This window comes from Verrucomicrobiota bacterium (assembly GCA_039192515.1).
Classification (GTDB): Bacteria; Verrucomicrobiota; Verrucomicrobiia; order Methylacidiphilales; family JBCCWR01; genus JBCCWR01.
The window spans coordinates 37304-62950 of sequence record JBCCXA010000022.1 but is presented as its reverse complement, the minus strand read 5'-3'; the positions used below and the strand labels follow the sequence as shown (position 1 = coordinate 62950).

At 43.0% G+C, this 25647-nt stretch carries 15 protein-coding genes; 8 read left to right on the top strand and 7 right to left on the bottom strand.

Annotated elements, in window-relative coordinates; genetic code table 11:
• Positions 1–827 precede the first annotated feature (827 nt).
• The 3 genes from AAGA18_10835 to AAGA18_10825 form a co-directional block, all read right to left on the bottom strand.
• The gene (locus AAGA18_10835) at positions 828–3269 is read right to left on the bottom strand and encodes a sulfatase-like hydrolase/transferase (GenBank protein MEM9445833.1); all 2442 of its coding nucleotides are present in this window, start codon (positions 3267–3269) and stop codon (positions 828–830) included.
• Between the two features lie 565 nt (positions 3270–3834).
• On the bottom strand, positions 3835–5136 hold the full coding sequence (locus AAGA18_10830) for an NAD(P)/FAD-dependent oxidoreductase (protein MEM9445832.1): 1302 nt from the start codon (positions 5134–5136) through the stop codon (positions 3835–3837).
• A gap of 108 nt (positions 5137–5244) precedes the next feature.
• Positions 5245–6909 (bottom strand): TrkA C-terminal domain-containing protein, encoded by a 1665-nt coding sequence (locus tag AAGA18_10825; GenBank protein MEM9445831.1) that lies wholly within the window; start codon positions 6907–6909, stop codon positions 5245–5247.
• A gap of 419 nt (positions 6910–7328) precedes the next feature.
• Between AAGA18_10825 and AAGA18_10820 the strand changes: the two genes are divergently transcribed.
• From AAGA18_10820 to AAGA18_10785, 8 genes are all read left to right on the top strand, one after another.
• A complete protein-coding gene (locus tag AAGA18_10820; GenBank protein ID MEM9445830.1) occupies positions 7329–9875 on the top strand; it encodes a TolC family protein in 2547 nt (848 codons plus the stop codon).
• A complete protein-coding gene (locus AAGA18_10815; protein ID MEM9445829.1) occupies positions 9872–10981 on the top strand; it encodes an efflux RND transporter periplasmic adaptor subunit in 1110 nt (369 codons plus the stop codon). Before AAGA18_10820 ends, AAGA18_10815 begins: the two co-directional genes overlap by 4 nt.
• Before the next feature lie 31 nt (positions 10982–11012).
• Positions 11013–14171 carry an efflux RND transporter permease subunit gene (locus AAGA18_10810; GenBank protein MEM9445828.1) on the top strand — a complete coding sequence of 1053 codons (3159 nt, stop codon included), beginning with the start codon at positions 11013–11015 and terminating at the stop codon, positions 14169–14171.
• 8 nt (positions 14172–14179) lie between these two features.
• Entirely contained in the window at positions 14180–14767 is a 588-nt protein-coding gene (locus tag AAGA18_10805; protein ID MEM9445827.1) for an HXXEE domain-containing protein, read from the top strand.
• A gap of 37 nt (positions 14768–14804) precedes the next feature.
• On the top strand, positions 14805–15653 hold the full coding sequence (locus AAGA18_10800) for an SDR family NAD(P)-dependent oxidoreductase (GenBank protein MEM9445826.1): 849 nt from the start codon (positions 14805–14807) through the stop codon (positions 15651–15653).
• 547 nt (positions 15654–16200) lie between these two features.
• A complete protein-coding gene (locus AAGA18_10795) occupies positions 16201–16917 on the top strand; it encodes a hypothetical protein (GenBank protein MEM9445825.1) in 717 nt (238 codons plus the stop codon).
• Between the two features lie 404 nt (positions 16918–17321).
• Positions 17322–19346, top strand: coding sequence for a hypothetical protein (locus AAGA18_10790; GenBank protein MEM9445824.1), 2025 nt, complete (start codon positions 17322–17324; stop codon positions 19344–19346).
• Between the two features lie 9 nt (positions 19347–19355).
• Complete coding sequence (locus tag AAGA18_10785) at positions 19356–21410, top strand: hypothetical protein (protein ID MEM9445823.1); 2055 nt, start codon at positions 19356–19358, stop codon at positions 21408–21410.
• Between the two features lie 15 nt (positions 21411–21425).
• On the opposite strand, the gene AAGA18_10780 is transcribed toward AAGA18_10785, so the two are convergent.
• Genes AAGA18_10780 through AAGA18_10765 form a run of 4 tightly spaced genes read right to left on the bottom strand, consistent with a single transcriptional unit; the run spans position 21426 to position 25641 of the window.
• Entirely contained in the window at positions 21426–22961 is a 1536-nt protein-coding gene (locus AAGA18_10780) for a lipase maturation factor family protein (GenBank protein ID MEM9445822.1), read from the bottom strand.
• Between the two features lies 1 nt (position 22962).
• A complete protein-coding gene (locus AAGA18_10775) occupies positions 22963–23748 on the bottom strand; it encodes an ATP-binding cassette domain-containing protein (GenBank protein ID MEM9445821.1) in 786 nt (261 codons plus the stop codon).
• Between the two features lie 16 nt (positions 23749–23764).
• A complete protein-coding gene (locus tag AAGA18_10770; GenBank protein ID MEM9445820.1) occupies positions 23765–24616 on the bottom strand; it encodes an ABC transporter ATP-binding protein in 852 nt (283 codons plus the stop codon).
• A 2-nt stretch (positions 24617–24618) separates the two neighbouring features.
• Complete coding sequence (locus AAGA18_10765; GenBank protein MEM9445819.1) at positions 24619–25641, bottom strand: ABC transporter permease; 1023 nt, start codon at positions 25639–25641, stop codon at positions 24619–24621.
• Between the last annotated feature and the right edge of the window lie 6 nt (positions 25642–25647).

Below are 25647 nucleotides of genomic sequence, written 5' to 3'. Positions count from 1 at the left end.
TTTAGCCAAGATATAAAATATTAAAAAAACAACATCGGTAACGAGGTGAAAAAAGCGCAAAGATCATCTAAAAATTTTTTGATAGTAAACATGACTTTATGAGCGAGATTTTTGCTCTCAGATGTAAGTAGGCTAAGTAAGAATTAGGATGTCAGCAAATAGTTGAGAGATGTTTTTTCATGACATGGTGAGACTGCAGATGGAGCTTATGCCTCATGTTGCTAAACGCTTTCCAAGATCTTTTTACTCTCTCGCAAAATTCGGGTTTGACATCGGATGACGTCATAGAGGTTGGAAGAAGTTCGTAAATGCTTGATCAGCAGCAAAGAGAGCTAACAAACATATATTAGTCTTACCGTCTGTGCGTAGCTTTTATAAGTAAGCCCTAGCAAGGACAATTGGAAGTTCGCAACCTCAACCCAGTGCAATTTCTAATGAATAGGGCAACAGTGCCTCATCCAACCTGTCATTCTCTAGTTTGACAGATCAAAGCTTCCAGAGCTCTGTGCAGGCCGTTGGTGCTTGGATCACAGTTGATATGAGGAGTTTAACCCAGCGGAAAAAATCTATGTCTACTTGAATCTTCTGGATACCCCGGTTGAACCGGGGTACGACAAACATGGAATATTTAAAACGAACTCAAAAATACCCTATATAGAGTAGGGATTGGGCCTCAATACTCTATACAAGGTGATACCCCTCGAACACTTTATCCTTGCTGAAGCCAAGATGTTGCGAGAAATTTCATTCTCTATCATATCACCCATGTTAAATTTGTAACAGAGATTTCACTTCCATTGCCTAAAGATAGAAACAACAAAGCAGCCTTAGTAAAAATCAATGAGCACTTGTCGCCAATCTTCAAGCTCTGGAGTCAAAGCACCACCATTTAAATCATAGGGGCGATTTTGATTTCTACTTTGATTGAGTGACTGGATATGTGATTCTAACAGAAGTTGTAATGCAATGGTCTGCTGAATGTTTTCATCACTAGGATTGGTTACGAGAAGATTATTCTTTTCCCTATCGTCATTTAAACGAGCTTTTGAGCCCGGTGCTCCGACATTATAGAGTTGATCATAAGAAATATATTCAGTGCTGTGCTTCATGCCCTTATTTGCTAGACTTAAACCACGTTCGTAGAGATAACCCAAAGAATCAAGGAGATCTAACTGCAAGTCTTTATCATTTGGCGAATAGCTAGACCAGGTAGGGATTTCGGCTACACATAGATCAACAATTTCCGTGGGGTAACGGTTGGCAATATAGCTATAATTGCCCTGCAGGATAGATCGAGCAGACCCCATTTCAAAGTATAGATAGTCGTGTATCTCTGGTGCTTGGGGATTTGAGATATATTCAGCAAAGCTTTTTCCATCCATATTAAAATTATTAGGAGGATTAATGCCTGAGAACGTCCCCGCCATACTTAATAACGTAGGCGCAAGGTCGGTATTTTGAATCAGGTTGTAACAGTCCACTCCTTTATTGACGCCAGGCTGATTCATTACCTCTGGATAACGAACGATCATAGGTATGTTGGTTGCTCCATGACGGAAGAGAGAAGACTTTTTATCGATCCCGTGGTCAGAAGTGAAAATAAAAATCGTATTATCTTTAGCTCCAATCATATCAAGTTTTTGCATTAGAGCTCCTACACCAGCATCCAGCCAAGCAATATCAAAACTATCCGTATCGAAACCAGCTCCCACGTGATTATCAAAGATTTCTTGGCGATTAGCCATGAATACAGAAGCCGGATCAATGGGGTCAATCCAGCCTTCACCTGAGATATTGGGAGTATTGACAGACTCGCTCGATCTAGGACCGTGAATTAAAGTAGGACTAAAACATAGAAAAAAGGGTTCATCCCTGTCTTTCGCTTGATCAAGGAAATTAAACGCACCGCGAAGAGTCCATTCGTAATTGTGCGAATTATAAGGGGTAACTCTCGTATTTCCGCGATAAACACTCTCAGCAAAATCAAATCCGATGTTTTTGGTAAGATGCTCAATCATGGAATCCTCAAGATTGCTCATAAGCACTGTGCCTTCGCCTTTAAGAAAATCCACTTGCTGTTGTTTTTTCTTGATCGATGCATGTTTCTCCGTGAGATATTCTTGTATTGAAAACATATAAGTTCGATGATCGACCAGTTTCCCGGTTTGGATATCTACGTAGTCACGCTTTGCCTGATCGGCACCAATGTGATACTTGCCTACAAAACCTGTGAAATACCCATTATCATTAAGCAATGCTGCAATATTCTTTCGGTGGTTGACATTCGGAACGACTTTTCCTTTAGAGTTTGTTCCATTCATTTCCAGTCCCATATCGAATTGCGGATGGCCCTGAGTATTGATTGGCCACTGTTCAAGGTAAGGTTGGTAGGTGGAAGTGCTGGCAAAACGACCGCTCAAAAAAGTGTAGCGTGAAGGGGTACAGACTGTAGTGCTTGCATAAGCCTCTTGGAACTTAATACCTTCAGCTGCAAGTTGGTCGATGTTAGGAGTCGGCACTTTTCCGCCATAGCAAGCAACTTGACCTGCATCCATGTCATCAGCTAAGAAGAAAACAATGTTGGGTTTTGAGGGAGCGTTTGTATCAGCAATTGCTGTTACGGTTATGGTCTTATTTAAGTTTACATTTTTTCCATTCACCTTAGTGCGTGCTCGTAGCTTGAGCTCGTGAGTGCCTACAGGAATTGTGATAGGCAGGATAGCTTGAAACGGAGAGCTAGGAGGATCGGAAAAAACTCTTGGTTGCCATTTCTGATTTTTGATTTTGATTCTCATCCAGTTAATGTCTGTGCTGGCTGCAGCTGTTGCGAAAATATCCACCGGTCCAGCCACAATGACATCACCGTCCATGAGATCATCAAAAAAGACGCCTTCAGATAGTTGAGGAACCACTTGAACAGTCCATAACAAGTCGACTTTAATGGAACTATCGCCGGTAGTGGCCTGCACATTCAAAATATAAATGCCTTCCGATAAATCGATATTATAGGTGGTTTGATAAGGCGAGATTCGCGGAGAAAGATCTTCGCGAAAAAGAAGCTCACGATTGTTCCACAGCTTGATCCGCTTAATTTTCAAGTCAGAGGATGCGACAATGTCGATAGCGTGTTGTCCTTCACCCACTTCGACAACATCTCCATTTAAGATGTTTAGACCATTTAATTTGACCTCTAGGGTGTCGGCTGCATAGTTCCATGTAGCTAGTGACATTAATAGTAGTATTAGTGCTAAGATTTTTCTTTTTGTCATGTCGAGTCCTATATTAGTTTAACCTGGTGCGAAAAGGATTCATTCCTCCTGTTACATTATGATGAGTATGATTTTTGTTTTTTTCATAAAATTTGACAAGGATTTTTTTGCACTTATTTATATACTGCATGACTTTTGATCAAAAGATCTAAAAAAGGCACAAGTTATTATATAATGTGTCTATTATGTTATAAGTAATCTTAAAGCTTGCGAGCTGATTGATAAATGTGGCAAAGAATTCTTCGGAGTCTAAAGCCCAAATGATGCTATGGAGGCATAGAGATCAGTCCAAGATCTTAAGCCCCAAGAAACATGGTGTCTCCCACAGGTAGCACCTGTTTGACCCTTACACTAGCTGGGTTGGTGCTCCGTGCGCTTGATCGCTTCTCCTTTGCTTGGTCATAAGAACTACCCACAGAGGATGTGATTGATCCATCTTCTTGGAATCTTTTTTTATTGTGGCTCAAGCTATTACGCATCTTGTTTAAGTTGCAACACATCATCTGGATTTAAAATTCCGGCAGGATTTAATGTAAAATCTATACCGGCCAAGTTATGGATGACTTTAATCAAATTCTGGAGGGTGCTTAATGTGAATCTTGCTTCTACCTGTAATGAGTCGGGCGTCTCTATCTCCCGAAAAATAGGTCCATGCCCACATCCAGCCTACGGCTATTTTGCTACGAAAATTAACTAAAAATAGAATGTGTACTCCGGCCCAGATAAGCCAAGCAAAAAAACCACCGAACCTCACGCCCAGTGCATCTGCTACTGCTTTGTTTCTTCCAATGGTTGCAAGATTGCCCTTATCAAAGTAATGAAAGGGAGTACGAGAAGGTGTTGATTCTCCATTGTCTAAAGCGGCGATTTCTTTGGCAACGATTTTACCGACATAAGAGCCTCCTTGCATGGCTCCTTGAGCAACCCCTGGAATTTGCTGGCCTGTTTTCAAATCTGTCATAGCTGCTTGATCCCCAATGACGAAAACATTCGCATGATGAGGAATTGTAAGGTCAGGGTTGACGATGACTCGTCCAGCAGAATCTAATTCCGCATCTAATGATTCTCCCAAAGGCGATGCCTTCACTCCCGCAGCCCAAAAAACACTACGCGAAGGAACAAAGGTTTCACCACAATGAACCCCATCAGAACTAATACCTGTGACTTTTTCATGAAGCTTGATATCAACTCCAAGGGATTCAAGTTGTCGATGTGCAGATTGGGAACAAGACTCCGGCATGGACTTCAAAATTCTGGAGCCTCCGTCAATTAAAATGACTCGAGCTGTGGTAGTATCAACATGACGAAAGTCCTTGGGAATGGTATATCGAGCAACTTCAGCGATAGCCCCTGCTAGCTCACACCCGGTTGGGCCCGCGCCAACGATTACAAAAGTAAGACAGGCTCTGCGGGCTTCTTCATCCCGCTCCACCTCAGCTGCTTCGAAGGCAAGAAGAAATCGTCTGCGAATTTCAGTTGCATCATCAATACTTTTCAAACCTGGGGCATCTTGACTCCAATGATCGTTGCCAAAATAAGAATGTGTGGCGCCGGCTGCTAAAATAAGATAATCAAATGGAACCTGTTGTTTATTGATCACAATTGTCTGGTTGGGCAGATCGACACCTTGCACATCTCCAATCACGACATTGATGTTTTGATGCTTACGAAAAATTTTACGAATAGGGCACGCTATATCTGATGGATTAAGAGCAGCAGTTGCGACCTGGTAAAGTAGAGGTTGAAATAAGTGATAGTTTCTTCGATCAATCAGACCGACTTCAGCAGATGAACCTCTCAATGCTTTGGCGGCAGCAACACCTCCAAAGCCACCACCCACAATTAATACACGCTTCTTTTTCTTCATGATCCTCTTTTCATTATTTAGCAAGGAACCTCTTGATGGATTTTAGTCGATCCTATTGGGCCAGCTAAAATGATTCGAACTAAGATTAGGATCATGACATTTATGGATTTAGAGGCGCATGATGAGGCTTCCGCAGAATGTGAGAATGACATTGGCAAATGCATACGTTCCGGCGTAACCGAGTGAAGGAATACTACTTTTAGCCTCCTGATTGACCATACTGAGTGCAGGTGTGCTAGTCATAGCGCCAGTGATGCTACCCATCAGAATTGCAGAATCTAATTTAAGAACCCATTTGCCAAATGCATAGGTCAATAAAACCGGTATGATAGTCACGGCTACGCCACAAAGAAACAATTGGATACCAACTGATTGCAGAGCTTCCCAAATACCAGAACCAGCGTTTAAACCGACTCCCGCCATAAAGAAGAGCAATCCTAGCTCCATTAGCAACCATCGCGCCGCTCGGGGCAATCCACCAAAGATGGGATAGCTCGTGCGTAAGTACCCTATGAGAATACCACTTATCAGGAGGCCCCCTGACAAGCCAAGACCAATACTAATATCTCCTAGTTGAAGCGTAATTTGAGCAATCAAAAGGCCCAAAATAATTCCAAGAGAAAACGTGATCAGATCGGTTTTTTCCATATCGGTTTCTTGGATGCCCATGAATTCCTGCAGACCAGGTAGTTTTTCATTCACGCCTTTGATCGTAATGGTATCTCCTTTGAGAAGAACGAGGTCAGGAGTTGGTTCAAGATCCACTCTTGAACGAACAACTCGCACGATCGCTGCTTGATATTGGGTACCTAGATCCAGATCAGATATTCTTTTTCCAGCGACCTCGTTACTCGTAACGGCTATTTCAACTTGATTGATTTCTAGGTCAACGAGGTCTGAATCGGTAATTTCTGGCCCAAAGAATTGGTGAATATTGTTGAGATACTTTGAGTTGCACCCAACGGCAATCCGATCACCCATCTTAAGGGTTGAGTCACTGGTAATGGTGATAAAGTCTTCTCCTCGTTTGATTCTTAAAATGCCGGTTTGCCATTTTTGAAGATGTGTAATCTGACCTAGAGGTTTATCAATAATATCCTCATTATTGACCTCATAGGCGCGAATTGCCGCGTGTGTGACTTGCACTGAACTACCTTTAGAGTTCATTCTTTCTTCAACCTGTTGAGCAGAGGTAACCAAGTCATCTCGAAATAGGCGAGGAACTACTTTGACTAAGAGCATAAGGCCAATGGTTCCAAAAATGTAAGTGATTGCATAAGCCTCAGTAACATTGGCCGCAGCTTCAGCCGGGGTCATGTCCAATGGGGGACTTGCTACTCCGCTTGTGACAGCATCCTGTGCAGCAGCTAGGGTAGGTGTACTCGTCAAAGCACCTGCCATGAGACCAGCAGCATAACCATAGTCAAATTCGAAGAAGCTAACCAAAGTCTTAGTAAAGAATAAAGCCGATACAGCAGTAAATAATGCGAGGCAAATATACCTAACACCATTTTCCATTAGAACCGAAAAGAAACGTGGACCTGCCACGACTCCCACCGAATAAATAAAAACAATAAAACCCAGATCTTTTACACTTGGGGGAGCTGTAAACCCGAAATGACCAAGTGCTAAGGAAACAATAAGCACACCAGCTGTTGAACCTAACTCAAATTGCTTGTAACGAATTTTTCCCAGCAGATAACCGAGGAAAACACACATAAATAAAACAAGCGCTGTAGAGCTTGATATGATTTCATAAAGATTAATATTCATAAATAGCTCTATTTAAACAAACGATCAAATTTCCTTTCGTCAATGCATAAAAGCTTTACAGTTTGCAAGTAATATTTAATGCAATTACATGATTGCAACATCATGTCAAAAATTTCTTAATGCCGGCTAAGTCCTAAACTTCTATGAGCACTGGAACCACCGGATGAGCCAGAGGATGCCAAGAAGGAGGAGATAATCTGGGTTTAAGGATTTCATATGCCATGTTTCGACTCGACTGAAGAATTCAGCAGGGGTAAAATTCTACTAATGATGGCTTTTGCTAGACGCACTGCAATTCTCTCTTTAGTGCATGGATTAGCTGTAACTACTGTAACCAGAGTTATTTTGAGAATAAATATCAGCGATTGAATAAAAGAGTTGATCCCTAAGAATTAAGGGTTTACTTACTATACGTAAGAATGAGCTTGTATCTTAAAGTCAAAAACCTGTTCTTAGCTTACACTTTTTTTTTAGTTCTTCTTTCCACTGTTTATTCAAGTGATGAAGACCAAGTGGCTCTGACAGATAATGTCATCGAATCGCCATTAGATACTGCGCGAGAGGATGTTGCTGATGAAGGGCTTGACCCTGCGCTTAAAAATATTATGGAAAGTGCTGAAGGGCTCGATCCGGCACTCTACAATCAGCCTGGGCGATGGCCAGGAGCCAAGACAGTTATCGCCCTAGTCCAAGACGGTCCGATTCCGCTAGCGGAAACTCTATACCCTCTGTTAAAAGAGGAACTCGACGAGCTTTTGGGAAAAGGAAATTATGAACTCAGAAATACCGATGAGTTCAATGCACAGTGGGTCTATGAGCAAGCGGAAGAGACCCTGAAGCGTGCTCTCAATGACCCTGAGATTGATATGATACTTGCTTTGGGGCTAAATGTGATTTCTGCTGCCAGCGACCCTTCCTTAGCGCTTGAAAAACCAGTGATTGGAGTGGATGTTCTACGCAGCACAGTCTGGGGTAAGAGCTTCATGAGAGAAGATGGCCGGTCTGGAAAAAGAAATCTGGTATTCAATGTTTTGCCCAATGGCGCTGTTCAAGATTTGTTGACCTTCCAAAAACTCGTCAATTTTAAAAAAGCATACGTGCTTGTCGGCAAATCTGCAGCTGGATCAAAAGAACTTCTCCAAAAAGCCATAGAAGATGTTGAAAAACAGGTAGACTTTGATATTGGGGTGATCATTGCCAGTGATACGGTGAAGGAAACAGTGGACACCATTGGTGCAATATCCCCTGAAGCTATCTACCTCTCTCCACTGGCACATTTTACCATAGAGGAATTGGAGGCGCTCTATGCAGAAATCAATAAGTTAGGGATTCCTAGCTTTTCCATGCTCGGTCAAGTGATGGTGGAGAAAGGAGTTTTGGCCGCACAGTCCTCTCTCAATCCTCAGGGGATTGCTAGGCGCGTGGCACTGAATATCTACACGATAAAGGAAGGTTCTGCTCCAGAAGAACTTAGTGCTATTATCTCAATTGATAGCAATTTGGTGATCAATGCCGTAACAGCCAAGAAGATTGAGTTTTACCCAGAATTTTCAACACTAATGACGGCGGATTATATCTATCAGGAGAACCTTTTTGAGGGGAAGGAACTATTTATTGAAGAAGCCATCAAACTTGCGGGTGAGAATAATGTCAGTGTGCAAATAGAGATGGCCACGACTAGAAGGAATGAAGCAGAAAAGAACATTACGCGCAGTGATCTACTTCCCCAAATAACGGTTAATACGAGTTATAACATCATTGATCGAGATCGAGCTGCTAGCGGGGCTATTCCGCGTTGGGAGCACACGGCTGGGGCAACTGCCAGGCAGCTTCTATTCAGTAACCAAGTAATCTCGGATTACCGGGCCTCCATCAGTTCCTATCTAAGTCAGCAGGCTCTGGAGATGGCAGTTCGCCTTGATGCGGCAAATGATGGTGCACAAGATTACCTCAATCTGCTACTCGCTCGAGCTCTGCTCCGAGTCGAATTAGCTAACCTTAAGCTCACTCGGAGCAATCTGCATCTTGCCAAAATGCGAGAAATGGCCGGCACAGCTGGTCCAGAAGAAGTTTTGCGTTGGGAATCTGAGGAAGCCAATGCTCAAACAGATGTTCTTGAAGCGGAAGAGTTGACCAAAACAGCTCTTATTACGCTCAACCAAACATTGAATCAGGATCAACAGACCGAATGGATGCTCGATGATATCAACCTTGAAGACAAAGATATGTACTTCTTGGATAATAAACTCCTAGAAATTGTTTCAAATGCAGGACTCCTCAGACATTTTCGCACCTTCTCAGTGAGGAAAGCCTTGGAATTATCCCCTAGCTTACAGGCCATTGATAAGGCAATTTCAGGTCAAGAAATCACTTTGAATGAGCGACGTCAGAGCTTTTATCTACCAGAAATTTCCGCAGAATTTAATTTTGAGCGATCTCTTGATGCGGATTATCGAACAGGCCGTCGTCCCGCAGGTTTAGATGAAGATGAATGGAGCGCGTTGTTGGTGGCAGAGTTGCCATTATTTGAAGGCTGGAGGCGTCCCAGTGAAGTAAACCGTGAACGCTCCGAACTCGAGCGCTTGATCAAAGTTCAAATCGAAACCGTCCAACTCATCGAATTGAATACGCGTAATGCCATTTTCGCCATAGAAAACTCTTTTCCCAGTATCCGACTCACCCGCATTTCTTTGAATCGATCGCAGAGGAATCTTGACTTAGTTCGAGATAAATATGTAGAGGGGAAAGTTGGGGTGACCGATCTCATTGACGCTCAAGAAACATCTCTAGGTGCCCAAAGAGGAGCTGTTCAGGCAACTTATGTTTTTCTCGGTGATCTTTATAACTACCAACGGGCCATTTCGTGGTTTGAAGCTCAGAAATCAGTTGCTGATAAAAATTTGTTTATCCGTCAGCTAGAGGAATTCCTCGAATCCAAACGAACAGAGAAATCTACCAACAAATGAAAAAATACAAGATAAACCAGTTGTTAAGCATCACCGTATTGGTTCTTACGGTCGGATGTGGAAACAGTGAGAAAGAAGAGCAGGAGAATATCCGGCCTGTTAAAATGTTCACCATAGAGAACTTTGCCTCAGCTGGCGAACGTCAATACCCAGGTCGAATTGAAGCGAATAAGGACGTTGCTCTTGCTTTTGAATTAAATGGAAAGCTTATGGAATTCCCTGTTCAAAAGGGACAAAATGTTGCCAAGGGAGACCTTATCGCACAAATTGACCCGGAACGTTACAAAAATGACTATCTGAAAGCGCAAGCGGACTACAATCAGTCTGAAAAAGATTTTCAGAGGAACCAAACCCTTTACCAGAATGGTGCGATCTCTGCATCTGAGTTGGATTCCTTTCTTCGCGCGAGGGACGTCGCCAAGGCCACGTTGAAAACTGCGAGACGCGATTTGAATGATACAGTGCTCAGAGCTCCTTTTGCTGGTGTTATCGCTTTAAAACCAGCAGATAACTTTGAAAATATTACTTCACAACAAGAAATCGTAAGACTTCAGGATCTCTCGCTTCTTCTGATCAAAGTCAATGTACCAGAGGCTATCGTTGGTGCAGGAAACGAAGGGCGTCTCACAGTTGATCAGCTCAATGAGAGGTTAGACGCTTCTATGTATCTGACGACTAACGATAGTGTAAAATACGATGTCTATCTCAAAGATGTTGAGACCGATGCAGATCCTGCTACCCGTACCTATGAAGCGACCTTCGCTTTGGAAACTCCAGAAGATGCTAACATACTACCTGGCATGACTGCGGTAGTCATTGTAAAGCCTACGGCGCTCGTGAAGGAAAAAATGGCCGATATTAAGTCAGTCTACATGATTCCTACGGCAGCGATTGCGGCAGACCCCGAAGGAAAGAGCTACGTCCTCGTTGTCAATCCAGAGACCATGCAAGTTAGTAAACAAATCGTCCAAACTGGTGAGATTATTGAAGATAAAATCCAGATCTTAGATGGATTAGAAACAGGTGTCACGATTGTTGCGGCGGGAGTTTCTTACCTAAGAGAGGAAACCAAAGTCAGAGCATTAGAAGCAAATAGCATGCAATGATTTATATCGATCATCAACCAGGTAAACAGAAGTGAATCTAGCAGAAATTTCAATCAAGCGAAGCACAACCACATGGGTTTTGGTGTTTATGGCGATCACTGGAGGAATCTTTTCTTATAACCAACTTTCGCAGCTAGAAGATCCTGAATTTACCATCAAATCGGCAAAAGTGACGGTCGCTTATCCTGGTGCTTCGGCGTATGAAGTGGAAGAGGAAGTGACCAAACCTCTTGAAGAAGCCTTACAACAGCTAGGACAATTAAAAGAGGTAACATCTGTTAGCAACAGAGGACTTGCTGTAGTTACCCCAGAAATCAAGGATAAGTATGGCAAAGAAGAACTACCTGCTATTTGGGATGAAATGCGTCGCAAACTAGAGGATGTAACACTTCCTCCAGGAGCAAGTGAAATTTTTGTAAATGATGACTTCGGAGATGTCTATGGGATTTATTTCGCTATTACCGGCGAAGACTATCAATACAACGAAATATGGGAAGTCGTTGATCGCCTGCAAACACAATTGCTTTTGGTGGACGGAGTCAAGCGCATCTCCATTACGGGTGATCAGAAAGAGGTGGTCTATATCGAGATTAAGCGTGATCAGCTGGCTAATCTTGGAATCACTAAAAACGACATCTATCAAGCTCTTGAAGCAAAAAACTTGGTCTATGATGCAGGATCAACAGCTATTGGCTCTGAGTGGGTTGAAATTGTGCCGACTGGAAGCTTTGTCTCTGAAAAGGAATTTGGAGATCTTCTCATCAGTGGTTCTGGGGATCGCTTGCTTTATTTAAAAGACATTGCCGAGATAAAACGCGGTTATCAAGAGCCGCCGGGGGATATGTTATTCTATAATGGGAAGCCTGCCATTGGTATGTCTTTTTCTACTGTGGATGGCGGCAATGTTGTCAAAATGGGTCGAGAATTGGTTGACCGCATTGAAGAACTGAAGGCATCTATACCAGTTGGCATCGAGATAAACCCGGTTGTGTTGCAATATGAGGCAGTTACTAATTCGGTCAATGACTTCATTGAAAATCTGGTGGTTGCGGTTCTCATTGTTATCGTCGTCCTCTTTATCTTTATGGGTATTAAAAGTGGCTTGATGATAGGCTTCATTCTTTTTCTGACCATCGTGGCTTCCATGATCATTATGAATATGCAGGATGTTATTTTACAGCGAATCTCGCTAGGCGCATTGGTCATTGCCTTAGGTATGCTCGTGGACAACGCCATCGTGGTTGTCGAGGGAATGATTCAGGGAATTAACGCCGGGAAAGCCAAGTTGCAAGCTGCCAAAGATGTGGTTGGACAAAATGCTGTTCCCTTAGCAGGTGCAACGCTAGTGGCTATTTTGGCATTTGGCCCGATTGGTTTATCAGATGATTCAACCGGAGAATTTTGTAACTCCCTTTTTGTCGTTCTTTATATCTCGCTCGGCCTAAGTTGGGTAACGGCGGTAACGGTCACTCCGCTACTTTGTTATATTTTTCTTAAAACACCTGAGGAAGAGGAAAAAGCTAAAGAGAATCCTGGGATGACAGCTAGGGCTTTAAATAAGATCAAGCAACAAATTCCATTTATGTCAGGCCCTGCCTCAAAATCCGTAGAAGAGACCCAAGACCCGTATGCAGGTAAGATCTATCAGCTATATAAACAATTCTTATTATTGGCTATTAAAAATCGATGGTTGACCGTGGCAGTAGTTGTTGGATTATTCTTCCTTAGCATTTTCAGTTTTCGTTATGTGGAATCAAGCTTTTTTCCAAGTTCTTCGACACCGCGATTTTATCAAGATTTATGGCTGCCCTCTGGAACGGATATCCGTACACTGCGCAAGGAAATGGCTAAGGTAGAAGCTTGGTTGCTCCAGCACGAAAACGTCAAATTTGTGACGACTTCTGTCGGCTCAGGTCACACTCGGTTTCAGCTTACTTATAATCAGGAAGATCCGGATGACTCCTATGGGCAATTTCTTATTGAAGTAAAGGACTACAAAAAAATCGATGACATGATCCGGGAAATTTACGAGTGGACCACACAGAACGTACCGCAGGCACTCACCATTGGTAAAAGACTGCAGCTAGGACCGGGTGATGGAGGAAAAATTCAAGCACGTTTCAGTGGTCCTGATTCCGTTGAACTGCGACGCCTAGCTGAAGAAACCATGGCCATTCTGGCAGCGGACACGGAGCTTGATGGTTCACCTGCCGGTTGGGGCATTCGAACTGATTGGCGACAAAAGGTTAAAATCTTGAAGCCACAAGTGATGGAACAGCAATCACGGCTTTTGGGAATTACTAGAGAAGATATCACTAATGAGCTCAAGAGTTCCTTTGAGGGTTATCGTGCTGGTATCTATCGAGAAAACGACGATCTAATCGATATTATCTTTCGTGCCCCAGCGTCTGAGCGCAAAGATGTCAATGTCATCAATGACCTGCAAATTTATAGTCCAGTATCTGATACGAGAGTTCCTATGCGACAGGTTGTTAACGGGTTTACTACCGAATTTGAGGATTCTAAGGTAGCTCGGGAAAATAAAATTCGGACCATAACCATTCATGCAGATCGCAGGGAAGGGGTTCCAAGTGTTTATTTTAGTCGAGTTCGTGGTGCGATTGAATCTATACAGTTAAAGCCTGGCTACACATTGGAGTGGGGGGGTGAGTACGAGAATTCGGGAGACGCACAAGCCGGGATCGGATCATCTATGCCAATCTTTATCATCTTAATGGTCTTGATTGTGATCATGCTCTTTGATGCCTTGCGGACTCCCTTAATTATTTGGTCAGTCGTCCCGCTTTCCATTATTGGTGTCGTGATGGGTTTATTATTATTGCGTCAGCCTATGGGGTTCATGGCCATTCTCGGCACGTTGAGTTTATCTGGAATGTTGATAAAGAATGCTATTGTTCTGATTGATCAGATCAACTTGGAACTTTCCCAGGGCAAAGAACCTTTTTGGGCGGTTGTTGATTCTGGTGTAAGCCGCATGCGCCCAGTAGCTATGGCAGCGCTAACAACTATTCTGGGTATGTTACCACTGCTAGCAGATCCATTCTTTGTGTCAATGTCTGTGGCTATCATGTTTGGATTGGGCTTTGCTACCGTTTTAACCTTAATTATTGTCCCGACACTTTACATGATTGTATTTCGGATACCAACGCCTGAGATTACAAAAGGTTAGTGTTTAAGATGAAGCACCATGCGCCAATAGATCGATTATGCGCAAATTGGGTTTATGGAGGTTTTATTTGTTCATTTTTATTTCTGGCTCCTCTAGCCGCGTACTCAAATCGTTTATCATTAGCAGAAATATTATTCTGTCTTCATTTGCCTGCCTATATGTGGCATCAGTATGAAGAACATGATGGCGATCGCTTTAAGAGATTTTTAGATAAAGCTTTTTGCGAGAATGTTCTTGGCCAGAAAGCCATATTTTTTATCAATGTCTTCGGCGTATGGGTTCTATTCTTCGTCTTGATCTTGCTATGCCTTTTCCAATCTTTAGGATTTGGGCTTGGAATGGTTTATCTTACCCTCATTAATGCAATTTCGCATATTGCCATTTCCCTGAAATCGCGAAGTTATAATCCGGGTTTATTAACCTCTGTCCTATTTTTTCTTCCTCTTACTGGCTATACACTTCTGCAAACATTTTCTCATTCCGAGATCTTTTTAAATGACCACGTATTTGGGCTTTTATTTGGTATGGGAATACATATCTTGATTGTCGTATACGCTCTCTATCAATGGAGGAAGATACACTACTACATCAATTAGATCGTAAACTACAAAAACCTCACAAAAGAATAACGTCATGATAAAAAAAGCATTACTAACAGGAACAACTGGTGGATTAGGAACTGAAATTGCTAAAATTTTAGCCCAGGATGGTTGGAATCTTGTTCTACTAAATAGAAATAGTGAACAGAGCAAACAACAAATAGCATCCTTAAATTCCGAATTTGCTAGTCAGACATTTGATAGTTTTCAAGTTAATTTGATGGACCTTCATGACATTCGCCAAGTATCGCAGGAAATCGCTGACGCCCATCCACAAATCGCAGCCATCTATAATGTAGCTGGCTTACTGACTGACAAACGCATCATGAGTGCTCAAGAAATTGAAAGTCATTTCGCTTTGAATACACTGGCGCCTTACATGATCCTTCAAGCTTTCAAACCACAACTCAAAGCGAGTGCAAGCCAAGAAAACCCTGCTTTTATTGCTAATTTTTCATCCAGTGCCATCGATTCTGTAAAAACGCTCAATGTCGACCAGCTGGTAAATCCAGAAAAGATTGGCGGCCTTTTGGATGCTTATGCAAAAACCAAAGCCGCACTGAATGTCATGGCTTGTTTTTTAAAAGAAGAACTTTCTGCTGATCATATCTATATTTATGCGGTTGATCCCGGGCCTACTAAAACGAAAATGACAAGCAATAATCAGGGCATGCCATGGTTCTTGAAGCCTCTTGTTCCTTTTTTGTTCAAAGACCCACAAACACAAGCAAAAACACTGCTTGAGGGTATCCAAGCTGCTATACAAAAGCATGAGACAGGTGTATTTATATCTAACGGTAAGGTCAAAAATCACCCAGCTTTTGCACATGATCCAGAAACTCAAAATGAATTGCGCCAACTTATGGATCAACTGATAGCATAAACTAGTCCCCAAAATTCCAGACTTGCTTATCCTGCATACAAAAATTTAACAAAGAAATCATAACCGATTTGTCATCAAAATTGAAAAGTTGTCGTTGTGAGATTTTGTATTACTGAAAAGGCTTAATCTACCTCTTTAATAAACGTAGAGCTCAGCTTTTACTATTACTGAAGCTTATATTAATAACTGTGAACGCATAATCCAGATTCGATGACGGATCCCAGTATATGAAAAAGATTCAAAACTTATTCATAAAATTTGATAGTTCTAGTCTAATGAAGATGTTATAAGACTACTTGTGCAATAATTACCTGAAATCATTGAATAAATCCCACCACGAGATAATGATGGTATATGAACTACTGAAAGAGACTACAAATGAGATTCCATTGATTATAATGACATGTAATGCCTACACTGCCCCCGTTTAAGGCGAGGAAAACTTTTAGAGATTATTGAATTCAGGTTTATGCATATCTTGTCAATGTGTTCATTCAAACTTATGAATAATGTGGAGTGCAAAAATTAACTAAAGGAGAAACGAAAAATGAAAAAAATTCTGGCATTAGCAGTCATTGCGCATACTGCGATGTTATTTACGAGCCCGCTTCAAGCGATTATATGGGACTCCGAAACGTACACTAACACCAATGCAATAGCCTTTGCTGCAAGTAAAACTTGGAAAATTGGTTATGGTGCTAATGAGAGAGATGGTTCGGCAGTTAAAGTGGCGAGAAGATGGATAGGTACTTCAAAGTTTTATTATGAAACAAATTCGTTTGTTGAAAATGGACGAACCTATAGCGTGGAGAGGATTGTTACGAGTCGCTCCTCTGACGCTCGGCTCTATAAAGTAAAGGAAGGGTTGCCACCGAATAGAAGATCCCCTACAGCTTCAAACCTTCAAGTTGGCGATCAATTTAAAAAACTTGGATTGGGATATTCTTCAAAGGTGCCAGGTAATGTTGGTCCGGATTATCTTATCTTTGATTTACCGGGAATTTGGCGGGGTGGCCGTAATGAGGTGGACAGCATCGATTCTGTCGAAATTTTCTTAGGTAATACGGATATCATTGTTGTACAGAGAAGTGTAAAATATCAATTTGATAAAAATTACTCTAATGAAGTAGCAATTTTTGTATATGATATAGGAGGTCCAGCCGCAATAGGTGCGAAGCTAGTGGGGACGTCTACAAGTTATGAATCCTTGTATCATGACGCAGATTGGACTCGCCTTGAAAGCTGGTGGCAAAAGTATCTTTAGAAGAATCTTTTACTATTTTAAACTTAAAGTCCTAATTTCGTCATATCCAAAAAAGCAAACCACTATGTGACTTTGAATGATTATGAGAAGTGGTGTAAGGGGTGGGGGCAGAGAATCCCTTGATTACCGGGTTCTCCTATCAAGTCAAGGAATGATTAAGGGGGTAGTGTCAGATGAAGAGTCAAAGGATTGGTGTAAAAGTTCAAGAGCAGGATCATTTGTAGAAAATTTGTAGTATTTTCTAAGGAAAATAGCCGTAACCTCTTCAAATCTAATTTGAAAGTAAATCGCAATTTATTCATGTTCATATCATGAGGATTAAAACTGTATAGCTGAAGGAGATGAGATGAATTATGTAGGTATACGTCTATACCATCTGTGCCATTGAACTTCACAAAGTGTTTATGAATAAAGAAACGGTTAGTCTTGTAATAGGATGTTTTATTTTAGGTGTGGGGTTGGGCTACTTGGCCCTCCCCTTAAAGATGAGTCAAAAAACACCTTCAGTAAAACCTGCTCAATCTCCTGATGGATTAGGAACCTATAATGGAGATAGGCCACCAACAAAAACAGTAGCTGATGCAAAAAAAACGGCGGATCCTCCAACGCTGCAGCAACTGCAAGCCTGGTCTTTTGATAGCGGTTTGTGGCAAATCCAAGAAGCTGCCACATTACTATTAACCGAGTCTCCGGAAGCAGCCAAACAAACGGCTTTATCTTCCTTACCTCTCAACGAGGCCTCCACGGAATTTAGAACCAGCATTTTCAGGGCTATGCTAGAAAAAGATCCTTCTGAAGTTGGAGCGCTTGTTGCGGGGATCGAACAATTACCTCCACTGCAGGCAGAACAAGGCCGTCATGCTTTGCTCAATGCACTTTCCCAGGTGGATCCCAGTTATGCTTTGGATTACCTCAATCATACGAAGCATTATGATAACCTATCGGCAGTGGCCAACATTTTCAACAGACTGGCTCATCAGAATGCGCAAGAAGCAATCAAGCTTATAGACGAGCTTGGCCCATTGGCTACGCGAATGGAGGCGGCTAAGGCGCTTTTACCTCATCTCATAGAGTCAGGAGTTCCCGATCTCCAATCGATTACCAATCTGTTTGCAGATCCCTCTATATCTTATTCGCTGACTCAAGAAGCTTTGCGTACCTTAGCTCTGGACAATCCCAAACGGGCGGCAGAATTAGCGTTAAGTGAAAAACATATGACTCGGCGGCGTCAATATCTTGCCGGGGTAGCCTCATCCTGGGTAGATGATGATCCCGATGCCTTTTTCTCATTTATTGATAGCGTGGATAATGAGCAGACGCGCAAAATGCTTCATTCAATAGGGGTACAACATTTGGCCAGGTACGATGTTGAAAGAACGACAAAGCTTATTGCGTCCACAAGCAATCCTCAGGAGAAGATGGCGATTATCAACCGAGTAGCTCATATCATGGCAGTTGAAGATCCTCAAGCAACAATTAATTGGTTAGAAGGTTTTCCCGAAGAAATGCAACAAGCCGCTTTACCGGGGATTCTGTCTCAACTGGCGGTGGTGGATCCTGAGCTGGCACGAAACTATATCGACACTCAGGTAGCAGACAACAAACTTGCTTCAGCTATAGGCAGTGTCATCAATAGTATGGCCATTGAGAATCCTCAGGCTGCGCTGGATTATGCGCGCACGCTTCATTCACCGGATTTGATTCAAAGTTCTATCAACCAAGCCTATCAAATATGGGCCAAGAATGATTTTGAGGCTGCCTACGAAGCTGCTTTAGAAGAAACTTCTCCGGAAACAAGCAGGCAAGCATTGGAAGTGGTGACGGATGTCTGGGTCTATCAAGATCCACGCGACTATGTCGAGTGGGCGAGTCAATTGGAAGGTGAAGGCAGCAGTCGTTTTTATAGAAAAGGTATTGCCACCTTAGCTCAGCTAGATGCTAACGAGGCCGCAGAGCATTTTACGAGAATTGTATCGCGTCATGAGGAGGCTGGAGGGAATGTGAATCAATACATTGGATTAGCTACGGAAATTGCTGGAACCTTACCTTCACCTGAGGAAGCGATTAGTTGGTCGCAGCAGCATGAGAGTGAAGAGATGCGGCAGGCGGCGCTGAGGCAGGCATCAGCACAGTGGGCTGTGCAGGACCCCCAGCGGCTTATCTCCAAGCTACAGGAGATGGATCCATCTGTGGCCACTACGGTAAGGGTTTCAGCAGCTCGGGAAATGGCTCGAGGTAATCCGCTCTCGGCTTTTGAAGTTGCCGCAGGAATTACCGACTCGGAACAGCGCTTAGATACATTAGCGTATGCTTATGCTTACGCCTTGGATATTAATGATACGCAAGCAGATAAGGCTCTGGCTAATGTCTCAAACATCAAACCTGATGAGATTTCCGTGATCATGGATCTCTCTCAGAAATATCAATAGATAACTGCTATGAGCCATACCAACGATACGCTTAAGTTTTATACGATTTTATATCCCCTGAGTGCGTTGTTACTCGGAACAGGATTCGGTTATTTGATACAGCAGGGAACCACAGAAGAATCTCTTCCGAAAATAAGCTTAATGCCTAGCACTTCCTACTCGCGCAGTTCGAGTTCAGCGGATCTGCTTTATGGCAGGCTTTCACCATTTAAAAGTCAAACGAGCATTACTAATGGTGAAGAAGCCAAACAGGCGATGCATCGCGCTTTAGTGGCAAATCGCTTAAATAGCATGGAAGCTCAGGCATTACTGAAGTGGGCCAAAGATAACCCAAGACAGGCTCTAGACTTTTTCCTGAATGAGACGCCAGCCATCCGTGGGTCGCGTCTTCGCAATGCTGCCTTCGAAGTTATCCTCGGCCAATTGGGGACGGATCAAATTGAGAGCCAGATTCTAAACTTGAAAGATAAGGGACGACAAAAGGCGATGCTGCGCAATTTATTTGCAGCGTTAGCGAGTGCGCAACCAAGGGAAGCTTTTGCCTTTGCTCAAAGACATCATACGTGGGCTGATAGTCTCTCCATCCAAAAAGCCCTAACGAAAATCGCCGCAGAGTCTCCTATGGAAGCGCTAAAACTGTCAGCTCTTATTCCCTCTCGGGCCATGCAGGAAAATGCCCGGTTAGCGGTTACAGATCGTTGGGGTAATGATGATCCACTCGCGGTATTGAGATGGTTAGAAAATGAACCCTCACCGGGTTTACGGGCTATCATGTACACACGGGCCTTGGCGGATCTCTCCCGTGTGAATTACGGGCAGGCCATGCAAAGAGTTAAGGCCATGACTGGTTTTACCGAGAAGCGCGAGGGTCTCCGTGCTCTCATTAAACAACAAGTCATGGAAGACCCCGCGAATCTCTTTGAACTGATTGACGATGCTGGTAATGCCGCACTACGTGAGAGTATAGCTGGCGCAATGATTGAGCAACTCTCCCTTTCACCTGAAGTTATCCAACAGATGTTAGAGCGCTACGATTTGCAAAATGCTGGGGCCGACGTAACTGAAGCGTTCATTCAGAGGGAAATATTTCGCGACCCTCAAGGCACCTTGGCTTTTATTGAATCGCTTCCAGAACGAGCCAGAGAGATGCAAAAAACAAACTGGTTTATTGAAATCGCTAAAGTGGATCCATCAGTAGGTGCTAAAAAAATGGCTGATTTACAAGTTAGCGATCGCTATGCGGGGTCTATCCAAGGATTAGCTGAGATGTTTACGCTGTACGAGCCTAAAGAAGCGTTAACTTGGGCCAATGAGCTAAAGCACTCCAATATTGCCGAATCGGCTCGTTATTTTGCTTTGAGTCGATGGGCGGAAGTAGCTCCTGAAGAGGCTGCCAAGAATGTCACAAAATTGGAAAAAGAGGTGCGTCATCATGCCATTTCTTATGTAGGTCAGGCCTGGGCCCAAAGCAATCCGTCTGAAGCTATAGCTTGGGTGCAAGACTCTGGAAGCGGTAACGAGATAGCGGCTGCCTTGGGTGAGACTATTGCCGTAGCGGCTCAACAGGATTTTGATCTAGCTAGAGAACAGTTTGAGATACTCTCAAAAAAAGAACCTCAAATGTTAGAGTCACCTGCAGCCATGACCGCTGCTCACCGAATTGGTCGGGCTTGGGAAGGCGATCGCTTGACCGAAGGCGCCAAGTGGTTGGAAACGCTTCCTCAGGGGGTGGTGCGTAAAGAGGGTGCTGCCGGGTTAATGCAACCCTTAGCGGAACAGGGTCCCGAACAACTTTACGAACAACTTCAGGATCTTACTCAACCAGAGCTAAAGGATGCGGGCTTACGTTTAGTGGCGCGGGAGCTTATGCATTCGGATTTGGAAGGTGTCTATAATATTGCGCTCGAAGTAAGCGATGAAAGCTACCGCGTGGACTTACTTCAAACCTCTCTGAGCACCATGATGACAAAAGACTCGAATGTTGTGATGCATATTCTGGAAAATGACGAACGCCTGCTTCCACAAGATCGTGATGCAGTAAAGAGATTTCTCAGTCTTGATTGAGCCCAAGCTTGATTCTCATCGTTTTATGAACTGTTGGGTGATTGTAGGTGAATAGGCTCCAAGATGTTTACGTTTCCACCAATCTCCCTGCTCTATTTTCTCCTCAGGAGAAGTAAATTCATAATGATAGAGTTGAGCTCGAATGAATTGGGGGGGCGCTTCAGGAAAAGGATTGTATTTGAGAAGTCTCTCTGCCTGCTCCTTATTTTGTAGCATACGAATCATTAGATTGGTAAGCCAAGGGTTGTGATCCAAATTGCCTAGAGCAGCAAACCACATCTGCCAATCTAATCTAGGATGGTAGGGAGCGATGAAGGCAGGTAATTTATCTGGCTTACCAGGTTTCCAGTAAAATTCATAAGCCTTCCAGGTATTGCCATCATGGCTACCCTCTATAATAATTTCTGGCCGCTTCTCTGTCATATTGGCAAACAAGCCATAGTTATTAATAGAACGAAAGCCGCTTAGAGGTCTCAGTATGTCTTGAAAGCCAGAGGCTAATGGATTTCTCCAAGGAGAGGCATTGGCAAAGACAATAAGGTTAAACAGGAATAACAGGCAAGCAAATGCGGTTAAGGTATGATTCCATATCTTTGGTTTAGGCTCACAGACGGTATAGAAAGAAGCCTTTGCATCAAGGGTTCCCAAGGTCTGCCTTATTTTTCGAGGGAGCATAGAATCATCCAAAAGGCTTATGCAGAGCAGTGCTGTCAGGTAATTGAAGAAGCCATAATTGCCTGTAACAGTGATGAGAAGCATGAGCAGAACAAAACTCCCAAAGGGAATGAGCCGCCATTTTCTAGGTGCAAAAATCAAAAAAGGAAGGACTAGCTCAATGATGAACATGATAAAGGTAGAGACTTTTAATAAAAACGTTGGTGCATGATGCATATACCAGGCGGTAAAGGGTGGAAGCGGCTGGGTGAAGAAGTGGTATTCCAGTGCAGTAAGGTTCCACCAAACTTCATCCTGACTAGCCAACTTGACGACACCGGATAAAAACATGAGCTTGAAAAGTAGGCAGCGCAGCAGCCAAATACCTCCGAGATGGTAAGGATGGTTGACTACCTTTGAGGGTTTTGCATGCCAATGACAAATAAAAAGTGCAACGATACCTGTTTCTAACAATAGATTATCCCATTGGAAGCCCCAGAAAGTTTGGCCCGCAATTGTTAGGGACAGATAAATAGCCCATAATACTGCGAAAATATAGCCCTCAGCAAAACCAATGAAGGCCAGAAGGGCGAGCACGGTTCCCATCAGGCAAAGTAGATGAAGTGAAGAATCATGGCATGAGATCCACAGAAGGCTGGGGTAGAACCAAAGACCCTCCAAGTCAAGAGCTTGCCATACACGGTCGAAGAATAAATGAGCGGGCAAAATGCCATCAGATCCTATGAGTCCATCAATTTGTAACCACATCGAAGAGATAGCTAAGAGATAAATGAGAGCGAGCCCTCGTATGAAAAGCCAAGTAGTGATAGGGTAATGATGTTTTGAGTGGAGTAGGGTTGATTTTACCCAATTTAGTAACGCAAAGCGAAGTGACATGCTATAAATTGGGCACGGCTTCTAGAAGCTTAATGGTGTAGGGATCTTTAGGTGATTGGTATAATGTTTGAGGGTCTCCTTGCTCAACGAGTTGACCTTGATTCATGACTAAGACATGATCACAAAGGTGCTGCACGACAGCAAGGTCATGAGAGATAAAAAGATAGGTGAGATTTAGGTCGTCTTTTAGATCATGTAATAAATTAATGATCTGTGCCTGAACCGAAACATCCAATGCGCTTACCGGTTCATCGCAGAGGATAAAATCGGGTTTTACTGCCAAGGCTCTAGCGATGCCTATACGCTGTCGTTGACCCCCACTGAACTCGTGAGGATAGCGACGAATGTGTTCTGGTAAGAGACCAACTTGTTTGATCAGCTCCACAATACGTTCCCTTTTTTCAGAGGATGTCATCTCTGGGAAGTGAATGTCCAATGCTTCACCAACAATCGACTCGATGGTCATGCGAGGGTTAAGAGAGTTGTAAGGATCCTGAAAAATCATTTGAATTTTTTTTCGATAGGGTAAAAAATCTTTTTTATTCAAATTCTGGATTTCATGACCTTCATAATGAATTTCTCCCTCAGTAGCTTGAACGAGCTTAATAATTGATTTTCCAATGGTGGATTTCCCACTTCCACTCTCACCAACGAGCCCTACACAATGACCTTTTTCAATGTCGAAAGATACGTCATCAACCGCTTTAATAAATTGTGGTGGGCCAGAAAAGAGTCCTTTACGAACTGGGAAGTAGACTTTGAGATTTTTAACGCTGAGCAGTTTCATATATATGTACCTTTTTCTATTCAGTGTTAAGCCTGTCTAGTTCATTATGATCAATGGTTGTGAGCCGTTGGCGTTTGTCATTCATGCGAGGGATACAATCGATGAGCGCCTTAGTGTATGGGTGTTGTGGATGGTTTAAAACATCGTGCGTCGCTCCAGATTCTACAATCTTTCCTCTAAACATCACAATGACTTCATCGGCAAAATTTTTGATGATTCCAAAATTATGTGTGATGAGAAGAATGGACATATTTAGTTTTTTTTGCAGCTCTTTGAGCAGGTCAATAATCTGTTTTTGGATAGTAACGTCTAGTGCAGTCGTAGGTTCATCTGCAATGAGAATTTTGGGGTGACAGGCCAGTGCCATGGCGATCATAACACGCTGTTGCATTCCACCACTTAATTCATGAGGGTAGGACTTGATTCGTTTTTCAGCGTCTCGAATTCCCACTAGGTCTAGCACGCGAACAACCTCAGCGTGAATATCGTTCACTTCGGGTCGGTGTAATTTAATGACTTCGCTAATTTGTGATCCTACAGTGAAAACGGGATTTAAAGATGCTCCAGGTTCCTGAAAAATATAGGCAATTTCCTTACCTCGAATATTTTGCAACTGCTTGTTGCTGGCAGAAAGAACATCTAATTCACGAAATATGATATCTCCGTCCACTTGGCATTGAGGCTCGGGAGGAAGTAGCCTGGTAATTGCCATAGCCGTTACACTTTTTCCACTGCCACTTTCACCAACCACGGCTAGCACTTTTTCTTCCTCCAGAGTGAAAGAAATGCCTTTCACGGCTTGGGTGGTTTCATTACCGTTGTGAAAATCTATTTTTAAATCATCTACTTTAAGTAACGTCTTGGGCATGATCATTCCTCGGCTTTTGTGTCAAAAGCAGCACGTGCTCCTTCACCAATAAAACTAGCGAGTAACAAGGTAATAAATAAAGCGCTTACTGATGAAATTGCAACCCAAGGGGCGTAAAGATTCGCTAGTCCCTGTTGAAGGAGTTCTCCCCATGAAGGAGCAGGTGGTGCAAGACCGAAACCCAGGAAGTCTAAAGCTGTGAGTGAACTGATCCCAATGATAATATCAAAGGGGAAAAGAGTGATAATGGGGTTCAGAGAGTTAGGCATAATCTGGCGAAAAATGACTCGAATATGCCCCCCACCTATGGCACGAGAGGCTTGGACAAAGGTTAGATTTTTAAGGCGAAGGAACTCCGCACGTATATAGTAGGATGTCCCAATCCAACGAAAAAGGCAGAAGACAAATAACAGCACGCCAAAGGATTGTCCATAAATGGAACCCATCAAGATGACCACGTAAAGAAAAGGTAGCGCGGACCACATTTCAATGAGTCGTTGCATCGTCATATCGACATGTCTTCCCGTGTAACCCTGAATAGCACCAATGATAAAGCCTATGATGGTGCTAAATATGCTAAGGGTAAGAGAAAAGAACATGCTAGTGCGGAAGCCATAAAGAACCCTCGCAAATACATCCCTAGCAGCGTGGTCTGTTCCCAGAGGGTGTCTAAGAGAGGGAGCATGAGGAGGGGCTCCTGATTCATCCCAGTCTGAGCTATAGGGATCAAATTGTACGATGGGGAAAATCATCCATCCTCCATTATTTTTAAAGTGGGCTTCTCCCTCTAATTTCTTGTAGTCAGCTTCTGTTTTGTAAAGGCCTCCTAGATCTTTATCCGTATAGAACTTCAGTGTTGGAAAAAAAATTTTGCCATCGTAGCCCAATAACAGAGGCTTATCGTTGGCGATTTGCTCACTAAAAAGTGATAACACAAATAACGCGCTGAGAATGATTAATGAATACCAAGCACGCTTGATAGAGCGGAATCTTTTGAACTGGCGTTTAGTTAATGAAGAAAACATGTTCTG